Origin of the sequence: Sedimentimonas flavescens (assembly GCF_019264375.1) — a bacterium.
GTDB lineage: Bacteria > Pseudomonadota > Alphaproteobacteria > Rhodobacterales > Rhodobacteraceae > Rhodobacter > Rhodobacter flavescens.
Map to the genome: position 1 here is coordinate 24,742 of NZ_JAHVAI010000006.1, position 16,293 is coordinate 41,034.

Genomic DNA, 16,293 nt, shown 5'->3' on the forward strand with positions numbered 1-16,293 from the left:
CTGATCGGGTCACTCAACGCCCAGGACATCGGGGGTTTTCCAGCCTAGATGCTGCCCGCCATCAACGCACAACAACTGCCCCGTAACCCCATGCGCATCGAGAAAATATCCAAGCGCCGCACAGATATCGCCGGGGTCGGCGCCACGCTCCAGAATGGTTGCCGCGCGCTGGCGGGTGAAGTGGCTCTCGGACTGGCGCGCGCCCTGCATGGTCGGCCCCGGCCCGATCGCGTTCACGCGGATATCGGGCGCCAGCGCCTGCGCGGCGGTCTGGGTCAGCGCCCAAAGCCCGGCTTTCGAGAGGCTGTAGGTCATGAACTCAGGCGTAGGCTTGCGCACCCGCTGGTCTATCATGTTGACCACCAGCGCCTCGGCGCGCGGCTCGGCCCCGCCACGATTGGCCTTGGGGGCCTGCGCGGCGAAGGCCTGGATCAGCACGAAGGGCGCACGCAGGTTGGACTCGAAATGCCGGTCCCAGCCCTGACGTGTGGCGGTGCGGATGTTGTCATATTCGAAGATCGAGGCGTTGTTGATCAGCAGATCGAGCGGCCCACCAAGGGCGCGCGCGGCGGCATCTACCAGCGCGGCGGTCTGCGCCTCCTCCAGCAGGTCGGCCTGTACGGTGACCGCATTCACGCCAAGCGCGCGGGCTTCGGCGGCGACCGCCTCCGCCTCGGCGGCCGACGCGTTGTAATGGATCGCCACATCATAGCCGCGCCCCGCCAGATAGAGCGCCATCGCACGCCCCAACCGCTTCGCCCCGCCTGTGATCAATGCCCGCGCCATCTGCCCCTCACACCATGCCCGACGTCATCAGGAAGACAACATAGGCCGCATAGACCACAGTAAAGCCGATACCGATCATCCGCGTGAAGGGCCAGCGGTAGAAAATCAGCGGCGCGATCAGCAGACTCGCGCCCAGCATCACCCAAAGGTCGAAGCGCAGCATCTGTTCGGGCACGGGCAATTGGCCAACCAGCCCCGACACCCCAATGATGCACAGCAGGTTGAAGATGTTCGAGCCGATCACGTTGCCAAGGGCCACATCCGCCCGCCCCCGGATTGCGGCATTGACCGAGGTCGCGAGTTCCGGCAGCGAGGTTCCCACCGCCACCAGCGTCAGGCCGATCACCGCCTCGGAAATACCGTAGGCCCGCGCGATCGAACTGGCACCGTCCACCAGGAAATCGGCACCGATCGGCAGGCCGATCAGGCCGAGCACGATAAAGAGCCCGATCTTCCCCCAGGGCATATGAATGTCTGCGCCCTCGATCTCTTCCTCGGCGCGGCTTGCGCGATGGCTCAGAGCCTCGCGGATCTGCCGGAACAGGATCAGCGCAAGGGCACCCAGCAACACCAGCGCATGCGGCCATCCCAGCGGCCCCATGAAGCTCAGCAATATGAACAGCAGGCTCGCACCCAGCATGATCACATAGCTTTCGCGGGTGTCATGCTCGTCTGTGCGGATAGCCGAGATGATCGCAGGCAGGCCCAAAACCAGCAGGATATTGGCCGTGTTCGAGCCGACTACGTTGCCAAGTGCAATCGCGGGCGCGCCCTCAAGGACGGCCGCGACCGAAACCATCATCTCGGGCGCCGAGGTACCGAAGGCCACGACGGTCAGGCCCACGATCAGCGCCGGGATCCCCAACCGCAGCGCCAGCGCGACCGAGCCTTTCACCAGCACGTCGCCCGCCACCACAAGCAGGCCGAGGCCCGCAGCTATCTTCACCAGATCGACGAGCAATCATGCCCCCTTGTCATTCCCGCAGGGGCAGGGCCCCGCACCGATTTTGGGTCGCCCGCAGCGCGGACAGCGCGCGGCGATACGCGGACGGCCTTTGCCGCCCGGCAGTCGCAGCTTGCCGAACATGGCCAGCACGGCCATGGCAACCAGAAACAATGTCATGCCCTTGATCAGCATCGCCTAGAGCCCGAACCGCGCCCAAAGCGCGCGCTCCTCTGCGGCCTCGATCATGGCGCTGGCGGCATCGGCTCCGAACCCCGCACCGAAACGGCGCAGGAAGGACTGACGCGGGCCGTAGGGGATGAAGCGCACCTTATCGCCGTAAAGCTGCTTGAGCTTGGGAACCGCATGGGCCAGGCCATCGACCAGCCCCACCTCGATCGCCTGCCGCCCGGTCCAGATCTCGCCAGTGAACAGGTCAGCGCCCTCTTTCAACCGCCCGATCCGGCGCGCGCTGACATGATCCTTGAAGCTGACATGCATATCCTCAAGCAGTCTGTTGAGGCGTTCCACATCCTCGGGTTTTTCCGGGCGGAACGGATCGAGGAAGCTTTTCGAGCCGCCAGCCGTATGCACTCGCCGCTCGATCCCGTGGCGGGCGATCAGCCCGTCCAGCCCGAAGCCCGCCGAGATCACGCCGATCGAGCCCACGACCGAGGTCGCATCGGCCCAGATGTCATCGGCCGCGCAGGCCAGCCAGTAGCCGCCCGAAGCCGCAACATCCTCGACAAAGGCATGGACGGGCAGCCTGGTTTCCTCGGCCAGCCGCCGGATGCGCCCCGCGATCAGCGAGGATTGCACCGGCGAGCCGCCGGGCGAGTTCACCAAGAGCGCGACGGCCGTCGGTTTGCCCCTTCGAAAGGCGCGCTCCAACAGCGGGGCGAGCGCGGCATCGGAGAGGCCCTGCGCCCCGGGCCGGGTGACGCCAATGGCGCCTTGCAGCCGCACGAGGGCCACGCGCGGGGGCCGGTTCGGCCCAAAGGGGAAGAAGCGTTTGAGATCCATGCGACCGATGTAGGGGTCGGGAACAGGGGGAACAAGCGCCCCGGACGGGATTTGGGAAAAATACGCCCCCTCTGGCGCGGCGGCGCGCGCTTGGATAGCGTGAAGGCATGATCGACAAGCTCGAGATGTTCATGATCCTCGCGCGCGAGGGCCATTTCGGCCGCGCGGCCGAGGCCTATGGCGTGACGCAGCCCACGCTCAGCTCGGCCATCCGCGCGCTTGAGGAAAGCCTGGGAGTGCAACTGGTGTGGCGCGGGGCGCGCTATCAAGGCCTGACCCCCGAGGGCCAGCGCGTGCTGGAGCATGCCCGCCGCATCGTGGGCGAGGCCCGCGCCATGCAAGATGAGATGCGCGAGGCCCGCCACGGCGTCGCCGGCCATCTGCGCATCGGCGTGATCCCCACCGCCCTACCGCGCATCGCCCGGCTGACCGCCCCGTTCCTGGCGCGCAACCGCTCGGCGCGCGTGACGCTGCTGTCCCGATCGTCAGCCGAGATCCGCGAAGGGATCGCCACGCAGGAGTTGGACGCGGGCATCACCTATCTCGACGGCGCGGGTCTGGGCCGGATGGAAGAGGTTGCGCTCTGGCTGGAAACCTATCGGCTGGTCGAGCGTGCGCCCGATGACGCCGCTCTGCCCTGGGCCGAGGCCGCCGCGCGGCCCCTGTGCCTTCTGACCCCCGACATGCAAAACCGCCGCCTGATCGACGGGCATCTGGCGGCGGCGGGCGCGCAGGCCGCGCCCCGGGTCGAGTCGAACTCCACCATCGCGCTGCTCAGCCACGTCGCCACCGGCGAGTGGTCGGCGATCCTGGCCGAGGCGCTGTGCGAGGGCTTTGCCCTGCCGCCCGGTTGCCGCGCCCGCACGCTGATCGCGCCCGAGGCCGCGCATCGCGTGGGCCTCGTGGTCGAGCACCGCGCGACTTACACGCCAAGCCTGCGCGCCCTGATTGCCGAAGCGCATCGCATCGCGGATTGATAGGTTTTTTCTATCACTTAACGGGGCATACGAATTGCCGACCCTATCGACCCACGCTACCTAAGGCTCAGCCAACCCCGGAGGAGAGCCATGTTCGACAGCGCGCGCCTAGCGCAGATCCTGCACGCCCATGAAGGGGTCGAAGGTCCGCTCCTGCCGATCCTGCACGATATTCAGGAAAGCTTCGGCCATATCCCCGAGGCCGCGCTGGAGCCGATCGCCGAGGCCCTGCGCCTGAGCCGCGCCGAGGTGGTGGGCGTCGTCGGCTTCTACCACGATTTCCGCAAGACCCCGGCAGGCGCGCATGTCATCAAGCTTTGCCGGGCCGAGGCCTGCCAGTCGATGGGAGGCGCCGCGCTGCAAGCCCGGCTTGAGGCCGCGCTTGGCCAGAAGATGGGCGAGACGAAGAACGGCGTGACGCTGGAGGCGGTCTATTGTCTGGGCCTGTGCGCCTGCGCACCTGCGGCCATGGTCGATGACCGGCTGGTCGGACGGCTCGATGCCGGGCGGGTGGATACCATCGCCCAGGAGGTGCGCGCATGAAGGTCTGGGTCCCCGCCGATGCCGCCGCCCGCGCCTGTGGCGCCGATGAGGTCGCCTCCGCCATCACCGCCGCCGCCAAACAGCGCGGCGTCACGGTCGAGCTGATCCGCAACGGCACGCGCGGCATGGTCTGGCTTGAACCGCTGGTCGAGGTCGAAACGCCAGAAGGCCGCCGCGCCTTCGGCCCGATGACCCCCGAGGATGTGACCGCCCTGTTCGACGCTCCCGACAGCCACCCCAAGGCGCAGGGCCTGACCGAGGAAATCCCCTTCTTCAAACGCCAGACCCGCCTGACATTCGCACGCTGCGGCCGGATCGACCCGCTTTCGCTGATGGATTACGAGGCCGAAGGCGGCCTTGCCGGTCTGCGCGCGGCCCTCGCCCGCCCCCCCGCTGAGATCGTCGAGGAGATCGTGGCCTCGGGCCTGCGCGGTCGCGGCGGCGCGGGCTTTCCCACCGGCATCAAGTGGCGCACCGTTCTGGGCGCCAAGGCCGCGCAGAAATACATCGTTTGCAATGCCGATGAAGGCGACAGCGGGTCATTCGCCGACCGGATGCTGATGGAGGGCGACCCCTTCTGCCTGATCGAGGGCATGGCCATCGCGGGCCTCGCTACCGGGGCCACGCAGGGCTACGTCTATATCCGCTCGGAATACCCCGACGCGATCCGCGTGATGCGCGCGGCGGTCGAGGCCGCCACCCGCGCGGGTATTCTTGGCGCTGACGTGATGGGGTCTGGCCGCGCCTTCCGCATGGAGATCCGCGTCGGCGCGGGCGCCTATGTCTGCGGCGAGGAAACCTCGCTTCTAAACTCGCTCGAAGGCAAACGCGGTGTGGTGCGGGCGAAACCGCCGCTGCCCGCGCTGGAAGGGTTCATGGGCCGCCCGACGGTGGTCAACAACGTGCTCAGCCTGGCGGCCGTGCCGTGGATCATGGCGCATGGCGGCGCGGCCTATAACGCCATCGGCATCAACCGCTCGCGCGGGACGATCCCCTTGCAGATCGCGGGCAACGTCAAGCATGGCGGGCTGTTCGAGACGGGCTTTGGCATCACCTTGGGCGAGATCGTGACCGAGATCGCGGGCGGCACCGCGTCTGGCCGACCGATCAAGGCGGTGCAGGTGGGTGGGCCCTTGGGCGCCTATCACCCGGTGTCGGAGTTCGACCTGCCCTTCTGCTATGAGGAATTCGCGGGCCAGGGTGGGCTTGTCGGCCACGCCGGCATGATCATCCATGACGAGGGTGCCGACATGCTGGCGCTTGCGCGCTTCGCCATGGAGTTCTGCGCCATCGAGAGCTGCGGCAAATGTACCCCCTGCCGGATCGGCGCGGTGCGCGGGGTCGAAACGCTCGACCGTGTCGCGGCGGGCGACCCGACCGCGCTGCCGCTGATCGAGGACCTGTGCAACACGATGCAGCTTGGCTCGCTCTGCGCGCTTGGCGGCTTTACCCCCTACCCGGTTCTGTCGGCGATCCGGCATTTCCCCGAAGAATTCACCCCCATGCGGGAGGCTGCGGAATGAAGGACTTCATCATCCCCGACGCGAACTGGTCGAAGGACATGGGCACGCCTGCACGCAGGGGCGCACCGGTGCATCTGACCATCGACGGCATGGCGATCACGGTGCCCGCAGGCACCTCGGTCATGCGCGCGGCGGCCGAGGCCGGGATCACCATCCCCAAGCTTTGCGCCACCGACAGCCTTGAACCCATCGGCTCGTGCCGGTTGTGCATGGTCGAGATCGAGGGGATGCGCGGCACGCCCGCCTCCTGCACCACGCCGGTGACCGAGGGCATGCAGGTCCGCACCCAGACCGAACAGTTGGCCACTCTGCGCCGCGGCGTGATGGAGCTTTACATCTCGGACCACCCGCTTGATTGCCTGACCTGCGCGGCCAATGGCGATTGCGAGTTGCAGGACATGGCCGGTGCCGTCGGCCTGCGCGAGGTGCGCTATACCCCCGGCGAGAACCATTTCGAGGCCCGCCAGAATGGCGAGGCAAACCCCTGCTACATCCCCAAGGATGTCTCGAATCCCTATTTCAGCTATGACCCGGCCAAATGCATCGTCTGCATGCGCTGCGTGCGGGCCTGCGAAGAGGTGCAGGGCACCTTCGCGCTGACCATCGAGGGGCGCGGCTTCGACGCCCGCATCGCCACCGGGGCAAGCGATTTCCTCAGCTCGGATTGCGTCAGCTGCGGCGCCTGCGTGCAGGCCTGCCCGACCGCGACGCTGGTCGAGAAATCGGTCGAGGAGATCGGCACGCCCGAACGCTCGATCGTCACCACCTGCGCCTATTGCGGCGTGGGCTGCAGCTTCGAGGCACAGATGCGCGGCGATACGCTGGTGCGCATGGTGCCCTGGAAGGGCGGCGAGGCGAACCGCGGCCATTCCTGCGTCAAAGGCCGCTTTGCCTGGGGCTATGCTACCCACAAGGACCGCATTCTGAACCCGATGATCCGCGACAGCATCGACCAGCCCTGGCGCGAGGTCGGCTGGCAAGAGGCGCTCGACTTCGCCGCCGGGCGGCTCAAGGCCATTCAGGCCAAGCATGGCAAAGATTCGGTCGGCGTCATCACCTCGTCGCGCTGCACCAACGAAGAGACCTTCCTGGTGCAAAAGCTCGCGCGCGCAGTCTTTGGCACGAACAATACCGATACCTGTGCGCGGGTCTGCCACTCGCCCACCGGCTACGGGCTGAAGCAGACCTTCGGCACCTCGGCCGGCACGCAGAATTTCGACTCGGTCGAGCAGACCGATCTGGCACTGGTGATCGGCGCGAACCCGACCGACGGCCACCCTGTCTTTGCCTCGCGGCTGCGCAAGCGGCTACGGGCGGGTGCGAAACTGATCGTTGTCGATCCGCGCCGGATCGACCTGCTGGAAACCCCGCATATGGGCGACGGCTGGCACCTGCCGCTGCGCCCCGGCACCAACGTCGCCGTGCTGACCGCGATGGCCCATGTCATCGTGACCGAAGGGCTGACCGACGACACCTTCATCGCCGAGCGCTGCGATCTGGACGAATGGGCCGACTATTCCGAGTTCGTGCGCAGCCCCGACTATGCCCCCGAAGCCGTCGAGGCCCTGACCGGCGTATCGGCCGCCACGATCCGCGAGGCTGCCCGCGCCTATGCCGCCGCCCCCAATGCCGCGATCTACTACGGGCTTGGCGTGACAGAACATTCGCAGGGCTCGACCACCGTTATCGCCATTGCCAACCTTGCCATGATGACCGGCAATATCGGGCGAGAGGGCGTGGGCGTAAACCCGCTGCGCGGCCAGAACAACGTGCAGGGCTCCTGCGATATGGGCTCGTTCCCGCATGAGCTGCCGGGCTATCGCCATGTCTCGGACGATACCGCCCGCGCGATCTTCGAAAAGGCCTGGGGCGTGACCCTCGACCCCGAGCCGGGCCTGCGCATCCCCAACATGCTCGACGCTGCGGTGTCGGGCGCGTTCAAGGGCATCTACATCCAGGGCGAGGACATCCTGCAATCCGACCCCGACACGCGCCACGTCTCGGCCGGTCTGGCGGCGATGGATTGCGTCATCGTGCATGACCTCTTCCTGAATGAGACGGCGAATTACGCGCATGTCTTCCTGCCCGGCTCGACCTTCCTCGAGAAGGACGGCACCTTCACCAATGCCGAGCGCCGCATCAACATGGTGCGCCGTGTGATGGCGCCCAAGAACGGCTATGCCGACTGGGAAGTGACCCAGATGCTGGCCAATGCCATGGGCGCGGACTGGCACTACACGCACCCAAGCGAGGTGATGGTTGAGATCGCCGCGACGACGCCGGGCTTTGCCAATGTGACCTACGAGATGCTGGACGCGCGCGGCTCGGTCCAGTGGCCCTGCAACGATGCGGCGCCCGAGGGCTCGCCCATCATGCATGTCGATGGTTTCGTGCGCGGCAAGGGGCGCTTCATTCGTACGGCCTACGTGCCGACCGACGAGCGCACCGGCCCGCGCTTCCCGCTCTTGCTGACCACCGGGCGAACCCTGTCGCAATATAACGTGGGCGCGCAGACCCGGCGCACCGCGAACAGCGTCTGGCACGAGGAAGACCGGCTCGAGATCCACCCGCATGACGCCGAGGTGCGCGGCATCAAGGAAGACGACTGGGTGCGGCTGGCCTCGCGCGCGGGCGAGACCACGCTGCGCGCGACGATCACCGATCGCGTCTCGCCCGGCGTCGTCTACACCACCTTCCACCACCCGAACACGCAGGCCAATGTGGTCACCACCGACAATTCGGACTGGGCGACGAACTGCCCCGAATACAAGGTGACCGCCGTGCAGGTGGGGCTGTCGAACGGCCCCTCCGACTGGCAGGAGGATTACGCGGCCCTGTCGGAAGCCTCGCGCCGGATCGAGGCTGCCGAATGACCCTGCCGCGCGGAGCCACGCAGATACCACTGGCAGGCGGCGCTTCCGAGGTGCTGGCCGAAGAGGTGCCGGTGGCGCTGGTCTATGACGGCGTGACGCAGGCGGTGATGATGGCCACGCCTGCGGATCTGGAGGACTTCGTTCTGGGCTTTGCGCTGAGCGAGGGGCTGATCGAAGCACCATCCGAGATTGTCCGCACCGAGATCGTGCCGCAGCAGCGCGGGATCGAGGCGCGGGCCTGGCTGGCGGCCCCTGCAGGTGCGCGCTTCAAGGAACGGCGTCGCGCAACCACCGGGCCGGTCGGCTGCGGGCTATGCGGTATCGACAGTCTCGAACAGGCTTTGCGCCCGCTGCCGCGGGCGCCCCGGGGCGGGGGCGCCGGGCTGGCGTCCGGCGCCCCCGCCCGTGCCCTCGCCGCCCTGCGCACGGCACAACCGTTGCAGGACGCGACGCACGCGATCCATGCCGCCGGGTTCTGGACTGAGGACGGCGGGCTTGCGCTGCTGCGCGAGGATGTTGGGCGGCACAATGCGTTGGACAAACTGGCCGGCGCGCTGACACGCGCGGGGATTGCGCCCGCGAATGGGGCGATCGCGATGACCTCGCGCATCTCGATCGATCTGGTGCAAAAGGCGGTTACCATCGGCGCGCGGGCGCTGATCGCGCCCTCAGCGCCCACTGCGCTGGCCGTGGCCGAGGCACGCGCGGCCGGGTTGCACCTGATCGCGCGCGCTCCGAGCACCGAAACCCTGATCGATTACACCGCGCCCGAGCGCACCGAGGAAGACGCCGCATGAGCACCGACAAGCTGATCCGCATGGCCAACCAGATCGCCACCTTCTTCGAGGTGCAGCCGGGCGACGGGGCTGCGGCCACGGCCGCGCATATCAACGATAACTGGTCGCCGCCGATGCGCGCGACGCTTCTGGGAATGATCGCGAACGGCTCGCCCGAATTGCACCCGCTGGTCGTGGCGGGCGCGAAACTGATCCGCCCCGCACCAAGCCGCTAGGCACGGGCCTTCGGGTCAGGATTGCAGGCGCTCGACCTGGGCGCGCAGCTCTTCCGCCTCATGGCGCGCGGCGCGCAAGCCATCCATCGCGGCGCGCAGCTCGGCCTCGGTCTGGGCAAGCTGATTGCTCAGCTCGGCCTCGCGCGCCTCGATATAGGTAACGGCCTGATCGCGAGTTTCCTCGGCCTCGTGCAGGGCCTGGGCCATCTGCTCCAGCTCGCCCATGTCGGCCTGGGTCACGCGGGTCAGCCGGTGGATCAGCCACGAGGCGAACCAGCCCAGACAGAAGGCGACGAAGAGGATGATCGCGGTGGCGAAGACGAATTCTGTGCGGTTCATGGCGCGGTCATCCTCAGTTCTGCTTGGGGATCAGGTTGTCCGGACGCGGCTTGGGCCGGGCCTTGGCTTCGGAGGCGGGGGAGACGGGGATTTCCACAGCCTCTTGCCCGACGACATCGCCCTCGGGCGCAGGCTCTTCCATCGGAGCCGCGTCCTCCATAGGCGGTGCTTCGCCCTCGGGCAGGACCTCAGCGGGGTCTGCCTCGGTCATCTCGGGCGCAGCGGTTTCCGGAGCGGTCGCTTCGGGGAGCTCTTCCTCGATCGGCTCTCCATCCAGCAGCACGAACTCGATGCGGCGGTTCGCTTCGCGGCCTTCCTCGGTGTCATTGTCGGCCAGGGGCTGCGTCTCGCCATAGCCCTTGGCGGTGATGTTGCCCACCAGAACCCGGCGGTCGCGCAGCGCGCTCAGCACGGCGGCGGCGCGTTCCTGTGACAGGTTCAGGTTCATCTCGTCGCGGCCCTGACTGTCGGTATGGCCCGCCAGTTCCATGCGGAAACCCTGACAATCCTTCATAGCCGCGGCCAGGGCGTCGAGCGTTTCGGCCCCGTCAGCGGCAATGGTCGAAGAGCCCGGCTCAAAGCTGATCTTGTGCTGCGCCAGAACCCCGTTCAGCCGCGCTACGCATTCGGGCCCGTCGGGCAGCGCCAGCACCGGGTCAAGCCGCTTGTCGTAGCGCACGTCAAGCTCCATCGCGGCCGCCTCGCCCAGATGCCCCGAGAGGATCCGCGCCACCGCATCCGAAGCCTGCGGGTTGCCGCTGATGCCGGTGACACGCACGACATCGGGGCGCACGACGACGCGGCCCTGCTCAACCTCGCCCAAGGCTTCCAGCGCCGCCAGAACCCGGGTGGGCCAGCCAGCGGGCAGATCCGCATCGACGCGGGTCGCGCCATAGACCGCTTCGAACCCAAACTGGGCGCGGGCGAAGTTCTCGACCAGCCCGCGCTCGCGGTCGTCGAGCACCCGGCCGCGCAGCGTGACCCTACCGGTCTCGCTCAGGATCGCCGAAAACTCGGGAACACCCTCCGATGCATCGGGTTTCTTCTGCAACTCGGCCTTCAGCGAGAACACCTCGGGCAGATTCGATTCCAGCTCGCCCACGGCCTTGTCGAAGGTCTCCGGCGTGACGCTGTCAGCGGCGATCAGCGCGATATCGGCATCCGAATAGGTGATCGTGCCCGAACCCATCTCGTTGAGCGCGCCGATCCCCATCTCTACGGCGGCCGCCCAATCGGGCGAGGGCGTGCCCATACCGAGGGTACAACCAAGCGTGCCCTTCGCCCCGGCACCCCGGGCGGCGGCCAGGATGCGGTCGCGCGCGCGCTCTGTATCAGCCGAGCAGGCGTCGAAGCGCGCGCCCTCTTCGTCGATAAGGAATCGCAGGGTGAAAGGCGTGATCACCGGACGCGGCGCCGAGATGTCGAAGCTCAGCTTCAGATCGGCCGGGCGACGGCGCGCCAGCGATGTCTCGATACGCGCCTTTTCTTCGGGGCTGTCGGTGATGGCCGTGACAAAGACCTTGCCCGGCTCGACCGAGATCTTCGAGCGCGGAACGGTGCGCAGCGTTGCGGTGGCGAACGCGACAGCCTCGTCCCAACCCGGCGGGGCGGGGTAGTCGGCCGAGGCGAGCATGTCGGTAACGGTGCCCTCACCCACCAGCGCGCGCAACTCCTCGATCAGGGCCGTGCGGTCCACCCCGGCGGGCACCAGCCCGATCAGCGAGATGCCGTCATCGTTGCGCAGCACCTCGAGCGAGAAATCCGGCGCCACCAGCGCCTGCGTGCTTTCCACATCTGTATTGTCCACGACGCGCGCCCCATCGACCAACGTGCTGGCCAAGGTCAACGCGCGGAACCGGTCGGCCTCGGAGGGCGCGGTGCCTAGCAAGATGACCTGCAAACCATCGGTCTGCACCCGCACCCAGCTGTGGCCCGCAGCCTCCATCGCCAGTCGCACAGCATTGCGCGAACGGATCTCGATCACCGTGGCCGAACCGCCTGCGATCAGCCCCGAGAGCACGAAAGCCGTGGTAAAGGCTGCGGTGGTCAGGATCGTGTTGCGCAGGCGCATGTCGTCTGTGCCTCCCGGGCGGCTTGCGTTGCGCACCGTCTTAAGGGCGCAACCCCTTGGGATCAATTACACGATTGCGCCAACGGCAAGAAACAGCGCAACGATCAGCCCGGTATCGCGGTTCGAGCGGAACAGCCGCAGGCAATTGTCGGGGTCATCGATGTCCAGTTGCCGCATCTGTCCATAGAGGTGCCAGCCAAAGGCCCAGGGAGCCGCCGCGCAGATCGCGAGCGTCAGCCCCGGCACCCGCGCGGGCAGCAGCGCCCAGAGGATCGCCGCCGTCATCAATATGACCGACCCGATCAGGAAGGCGTTGAGCCATCTGGCGCTATCGGCACCGAACAGCCGGGCGGTGGACTTCACGCCAATCAGCGCGTCATCCTCCTTGTCCTGATGGGCGTAAATCGTGTCGTAAAAGAGCGTCCAGACCAGTCCGGACAGGTAAAGCAGCACGGCCGCCGGGTGCAGACTGCCCGAATGCGCCACCCAACCCACCAGCGCCCCCCAGTTGAAGGCGATGCCCAGGAAGACCTGCGGCCACCAGGTGAAGCGCTTTGCGAAGGGATAGATCGCCACCGGCACCAGCGCGGCGATGCCCAACAGAATCGTCGCCCAGTTGAAGGTGAACAGAATCAGCGCCGAGACCGCCACCTGCGCCCCGAGCCAGATCAGCGCCTGGCGCACCGTCACCTGCCCCGACGGAATCGGGCGCGAGCGCGTGCGCGCCACCTGCCCGTCAATATTCCGGTCGGTGATGTCGTTCCAGGTGCAGCCCGCGCCGCGCATCAGCACCGAGCCGATCGTGCAGCCCACCGCCAGCCACAGATCCGACAGGCGCGGCGCATCCACCGCCGCCGCCAGCGCGATGCCCCACCAGCAGGGCAGCAGCAAAAGCCACGTCCCGATCGGGCGGTCGGCGCGGCTCAGCCGCAGGTAGGGTCGCCAGGCTGCCGGGGCGTAGCGATCGACCCAATTGCCCTTGACCGCATCCGCAACCTGCCCCTGAGGCTCTGGCTTTTCGATTGTGCCGGTCATAAGTTCGCCCCATGGAACGTGCCAAGATCAGATTGTGTGTAGAGCACCCTTTGGGTGAGGGGCAAGCCGTGCCGCTGAACGAGGCGCAGGCGCATTACCTTTTCGGGGTGATGCGGCAGGGTCCGGGCGCGCGCGTCGCGCTGTTCAACGGACGCGACGGCGAATGGACGGCCGAGGTTGCCGAGGCCGCCAAGAAGCGCGGCACGCTGATTTGCCTCGGTCAGGCCGCGCCGCAGCTAAACCCGCCCGACCTGTGGCTCATCTTCGCGCCGATCAAGAAAGAGCGCACCGACTTCATCGTCGAGAAAGCGGCCGAGCTTGGCTGCGCGCGCATCCTGCCGGTGCAGACCGAATTCACCAACGCCGGCCGCATCAAGCAAGATCGCCTTCAGGCCCATGCGATGGAGGCCGCCGAGCAATGCCTGGGCACCTTCGTTCCGACCGTCGATGACATGGCCTCCCTGCGCAAGCTGCTCGACGGTTGGGACCCTGCGCGCCGCATCCTGTGGGCCGACGAAAGCCTTGCGGGCGCCGCCGAGACGCTGGCTGGCCTGACGCCCGGCCCCTGGGCCATCCTGATCGGCCCCGAGGGCGGTTTTTCCGAGTCCGAGCGGGCAAAACTGCGCGCCCTGCCTTTCGTCACCCCGGTCAGCCTTGGCCCGCGCATCCTGCGCGCCGATACAGCCGCCTGCGCGGCGATCACGCTCTGGCAGTCGGCACTTGGGGATTGGCGATGATCCGCCCAGAACTGCGCGCGACCCTGACACGCCATGCCGAGACCGCGGTGGCCTTGGCGGCAACCGCGCTTGGCCTCTGGATCGCCTCGCGCGGCGGCTACATCCTGATCCCCTTCGGGCTTGCGATGGCGGCGGTCTGCCTTGGCTGGGCCGCGCTCGCGTTTCGCCGCGCGCGTTTCGCCCGCCCGGTGTCGAACCCCGGCCTTGTCGATCTCGACGAGGGGCGTATCGGCTATTACGGCGCGGGTCAGGGGCTTGGCGGTTATGTCGCACTCGAAGACCTGACCGAGATCAGGCTGCTGAACCTCTCAGGCACGCAATACTGGCGGCTCAAGTCCTCTGACGGGCAGGCGATCATGATCCCCACGGCGGCGGCGGGCGGCGAGAAACTGTATGACGCATTCGCCACCCTGCCCGGTATCGACATGGGGGCGCTGACGGTCGCTCTTGATCGGCGCATTGCCGCACAAAGCCTGTGGACCCGCCCCGCGACGCACTAACTTGACACCGGGCGCCGATAGCGCCACCTGTTCCTTCCCGGTTCCGTAAGAAAGGCAAGCCCATGTCCATTCCCCAGCAAGGCGGTGGCCCTATCGAGCGGTTCGAGCAACTGGCCGAGTTTCTTGCCTCGGGCGAGAAGCCGCGCGATGCCTGGCGGATCGGGACCGAGCATGAGAAATTCGGCTATTGCCAGGATGTGCTCAAACCGCTGCCCTATGACGGCCCGCGCTCGATCAAGGCGATGCTCGAAGGGCTGCGCGACGAGTTCGGCTGGACCCCGGTCTATGAGCAGGACAACATCATCGGGCTGAGTTTCCCCGACGGATCGAATGTCAGCCTTGAGCCTGGCGGGCAGCTGGAACTGTCGGGAGCGCCGCTCGAAACCATCCACCAGACCTGCGACGAGGTGAACGAGCACCTGCGCGAGGTGCAGACCATCGCCGACCGCATCGGTGCGCGCTTCATCGGGCTTGGCGCCGCGCCGGAATGGCACGCGGACGAGATGCCGATGATGCCCAAGGGCCGCTACCGGTTGATGACCGACTACATGGACAAGGTCGGCACCATGGGCAAAACGATGATGTATCGCACCTGCACCGTGCAGGTGAACCTCGACTTCGGGTCCGAGGCCGACATGGTGCAGAAGATGCGCGTGGCGCTGTCGCTGCAACCAGTGGCGACGGCGCTCTTTGCCAACTCGCCCTTCCTTGATGGCAAGCCCAACGGCATGAAATCGTGGCGCGCCAATATCTGGCAAAACCTCGACCCGGCGCGCACGGGCATGCTGCCCTTCATGTTCGACGAGGGCGCAGGCTATGAAGCCTATGTCGATTACGTCCTCGATGTGCCGATGTATTTCGTCTACCGCGACGGCAAGTATATTAACGCGCTCGGCCAGTCGTTCCGCGACTTTCTGAAAGGCGAGCTGCCCGCCCTGCCGGGTGAAAAGCCCACGCTTTCAGACTGGGCCGATCACCTGACCACCGTTTTCCCCGAAGCGCGCTCGAAGAAATATATCGAGATGCGTGGCGCCGATGGCGGCCCGTGGCGCCGGCTGTGCGCGCTGCCCGCGCTCTGGGTCGGGCTGATGTATGACCAATCCGCGCTCGATGCCGCCTGGGATCTGGTGAAGGGTTGGGACCACGAGACCCGCGAGGCCCTGCGCCGCGCGGCGGCCAAGGATGCGCTGCAAGGCGAGGTCAACGGGATCAAGCTGCATGACATCGCGCGCGAAACGGTGGCAATCGCGAAATCGGGCCTCAAGGCGCGGGCGCGCCCCGGTGCGGGCGGGCTGATCCCGGATGAGACGCATTTCCTCAACGCGCTTGAGGAATCGGTCGAGACCGGCCGGGTTCCGGCCGATGAGCTGCTCGAAAAATACCACGGCGAATGGAACGGCGATCTGAGCCGGATCTACGCCGAATACAGCTACTGATCGCTAGCCGCGCGACACCTTGGGGACTGAGCTTTCACCCCAGGGGTTGCCGCCTGCACCACCCGCCCCGCCCGAGCCGCCGCCAAAGCGGTTCGCGCCGGGCTGCGAGGGCTGGACGTAGAAATACAAGAGCACCAGCCAGCCAAAGAGCGGGATCAAGGCCGCCAGAAGCCACCAGCCCGACTTGTCGATGTCATGCAGGCGGCGCACCGCTGCCGCCAGCGTCGGCAGTAGCATCGCCAGCGAGAAGATCCCGCCAAGCGGCCCGCCCCGGTCTTCATAGGACCACATGCCCGGGCCGCGCGTCATGTGGCCAGTGCCGAAGATGATGTTGTCGAGGATCCCGAGCGCGATCTGGCACAGGAAGATGAAGAGCACGAAATACCAGTACTCCGAGCGCGCAGCGCGCCCCGAGAATGTCGCGTATTTCGACAGGCAAGTGCGAACGGCGCTTTTGAAATCCATCTTGGCCTCCAATCCTGGGGGCCATTTCAC

The 16,293-nt window shown here is 67.0% G+C and carries 17 protein-coding genes; 9 read left to right on the forward strand and 8 right to left on the reverse strand.

All coding sequences use genetic code 11. The features are described from left to right. Positions 1-9 precede the first annotated feature (9 nt). Genes KTQ37_RS07425 through KTQ37_RS07440 form a run of 4 tightly spaced genes read right to left on the reverse strand, consistent with a single transcriptional unit; the run spans position 10 to position 2,752 of the window. Complete coding sequence (locus tag KTQ37_RS07425) at positions 10-786, reverse strand: SDR family oxidoreductase (protein ID WP_218629870.1); 777 nt, start codon at positions 784-786, stop codon at positions 10-12. Between the two features lie 7 nt (positions 787-793). Beyond that, positions 794-1,747 (reverse strand): calcium/sodium antiporter, encoded by a 954-nt coding sequence (locus KTQ37_RS07430; protein WP_218629871.1) that lies wholly within the window; start codon positions 1,745-1,747, stop codon positions 794-796. Next, the gene (locus tag KTQ37_RS07435) at positions 1,748-1,909 is read right to left on the reverse strand and encodes a hypothetical protein (RefSeq protein WP_218629988.1); all 162 of its coding nucleotides are present in this window, start codon (positions 1,907-1,909) and stop codon (positions 1,748-1,750) included. 18 nt (positions 1,910-1,927) lie between these two features. After that, complete coding sequence (locus KTQ37_RS07440) at positions 1,928-2,752, reverse strand: S49 family peptidase (protein ID WP_218629872.1); 825 nt, start codon at positions 2,750-2,752, stop codon at positions 1,928-1,930. A 107-nt stretch (positions 2,753-2,859) separates the two neighbouring features. On the opposite strand from KTQ37_RS07440, the gene KTQ37_RS07445 reads away from it, so the two are divergent. The 6 genes from KTQ37_RS07445 (at position 2,860) to KTQ37_RS07470 (ending at position 9,680) form a co-directional block, all read left to right on the forward strand. Further along, complete coding sequence (locus KTQ37_RS07445; RefSeq protein WP_218629873.1) at positions 2,860-3,729, forward strand: LysR family transcriptional regulator; 870 nt, start codon at positions 2,860-2,862, stop codon at positions 3,727-3,729. A gap of 90 nt (positions 3,730-3,819) precedes the next feature. After that, entirely contained in the window at positions 3,820-4,272 is a 453-nt protein-coding gene (locus KTQ37_RS07450) for a formate dehydrogenase subunit gamma (protein WP_218629874.1), read from the forward strand. Further along, positions 4,269-5,795: a formate dehydrogenase beta subunit gene (locus KTQ37_RS07455; protein WP_218629875.1), complete on the forward strand. Its 1,527-nt coding sequence runs from the start codon at positions 4,269-4,271 to the stop codon at positions 5,793-5,795. The genes KTQ37_RS07450 and KTQ37_RS07455 overlap by 4 nt, the downstream gene beginning before the upstream one ends. Beyond that, positions 5,792-8,668, forward strand: coding sequence for a formate dehydrogenase subunit alpha (gene fdhF, locus KTQ37_RS07460; protein WP_218629876.1), 2,877 nt, complete (start codon positions 5,792-5,794; stop codon positions 8,666-8,668). The genes KTQ37_RS07455 and fdhF overlap by 4 nt, the downstream gene beginning before the upstream one ends. Then, positions 8,665-9,465 (forward strand): formate dehydrogenase accessory sulfurtransferase FdhD, encoded by an 801-nt coding sequence (gene fdhD, locus KTQ37_RS07465; protein WP_218629877.1) that lies wholly within the window; start codon positions 8,665-8,667, stop codon positions 9,463-9,465. Before fdhF ends, fdhD begins: the two co-directional genes overlap by 4 nt. Then, positions 9,462-9,680: a formate dehydrogenase subunit delta gene (locus tag KTQ37_RS07470; RefSeq protein WP_218629878.1), complete on the forward strand. Its 219-nt coding sequence runs from the start codon at positions 9,462-9,464 to the stop codon at positions 9,678-9,680. Before fdhD ends, KTQ37_RS07470 begins: the two co-directional genes overlap by 4 nt. A 15-nt stretch (positions 9,681-9,695) precedes the next feature. Here KTQ37_RS07470 and KTQ37_RS07475 read toward each other — a convergent pair whose 3' ends face one another. The 3 genes from KTQ37_RS07475 to ubiA form a co-directional block, all read right to left on the reverse strand. Beyond that, the gene (locus tag KTQ37_RS07475) at positions 9,696-10,019 is read right to left on the reverse strand and encodes a hypothetical protein (protein WP_218629879.1); all 324 of its coding nucleotides are present in this window, start codon (positions 10,017-10,019) and stop codon (positions 9,696-9,698) included. A gap of 13 nt (positions 10,020-10,032) precedes the next feature. Then, entirely contained in the window at positions 10,033-12,090 is a 2,058-nt protein-coding gene (locus tag KTQ37_RS07480) for an OmpA family protein (protein ID WP_218629880.1), read from the reverse strand. A 66-nt stretch (positions 12,091-12,156) separates the two neighbouring features. After that, positions 12,157-13,125 carry a 4-hydroxybenzoate octaprenyltransferase gene (gene ubiA / locus KTQ37_RS07485; protein WP_218629881.1) on the reverse strand — a complete coding sequence of 323 codons (969 nt, stop codon included), beginning with the start codon at positions 13,123-13,125 and terminating at the stop codon, positions 12,157-12,159. Between the two features lie 11 nt (positions 13,126-13,136). Between ubiA and KTQ37_RS07490 the strand changes: the two genes are divergently transcribed. From KTQ37_RS07490 to KTQ37_RS07500, 3 genes are all read left to right on the forward strand, one after another. After that, on the forward strand, positions 13,137-13,862 hold the full coding sequence (locus KTQ37_RS07490) for a 16S rRNA (uracil(1498)-N(3))-methyltransferase (protein WP_218629882.1): 726 nt from the start codon (positions 13,137-13,139) through the stop codon (positions 13,860-13,862). Further along, positions 13,859-14,362, forward strand: a complete 504-nt coding sequence (locus KTQ37_RS07495) for a hypothetical protein (protein ID WP_218629883.1) — start codon at positions 13,859-13,861, stop codon at positions 14,360-14,362. Before KTQ37_RS07490 ends, KTQ37_RS07495 begins: the two co-directional genes overlap by 4 nt. Before the next feature lie 62 nt (positions 14,363-14,424). After that, positions 14,425-15,798 carry a glutamate--cysteine ligase gene (locus tag KTQ37_RS07500; protein WP_218629884.1) on the forward strand — a complete coding sequence of 458 codons (1,374 nt, stop codon included), beginning with the start codon at positions 14,425-14,427 and terminating at the stop codon, positions 15,796-15,798. A 3-nt stretch (positions 15,799-15,801) separates the two neighbouring features. On the opposite strand, the gene KTQ37_RS07505 is transcribed toward KTQ37_RS07500, so the two are convergent. Beyond that, entirely contained in the window at positions 15,802-16,263 is a 462-nt protein-coding gene (locus KTQ37_RS07505; protein WP_218629885.1) for a DUF805 domain-containing protein, read from the reverse strand. Between the last annotated feature and the right edge of the window lie 30 nt (positions 16,264-16,293).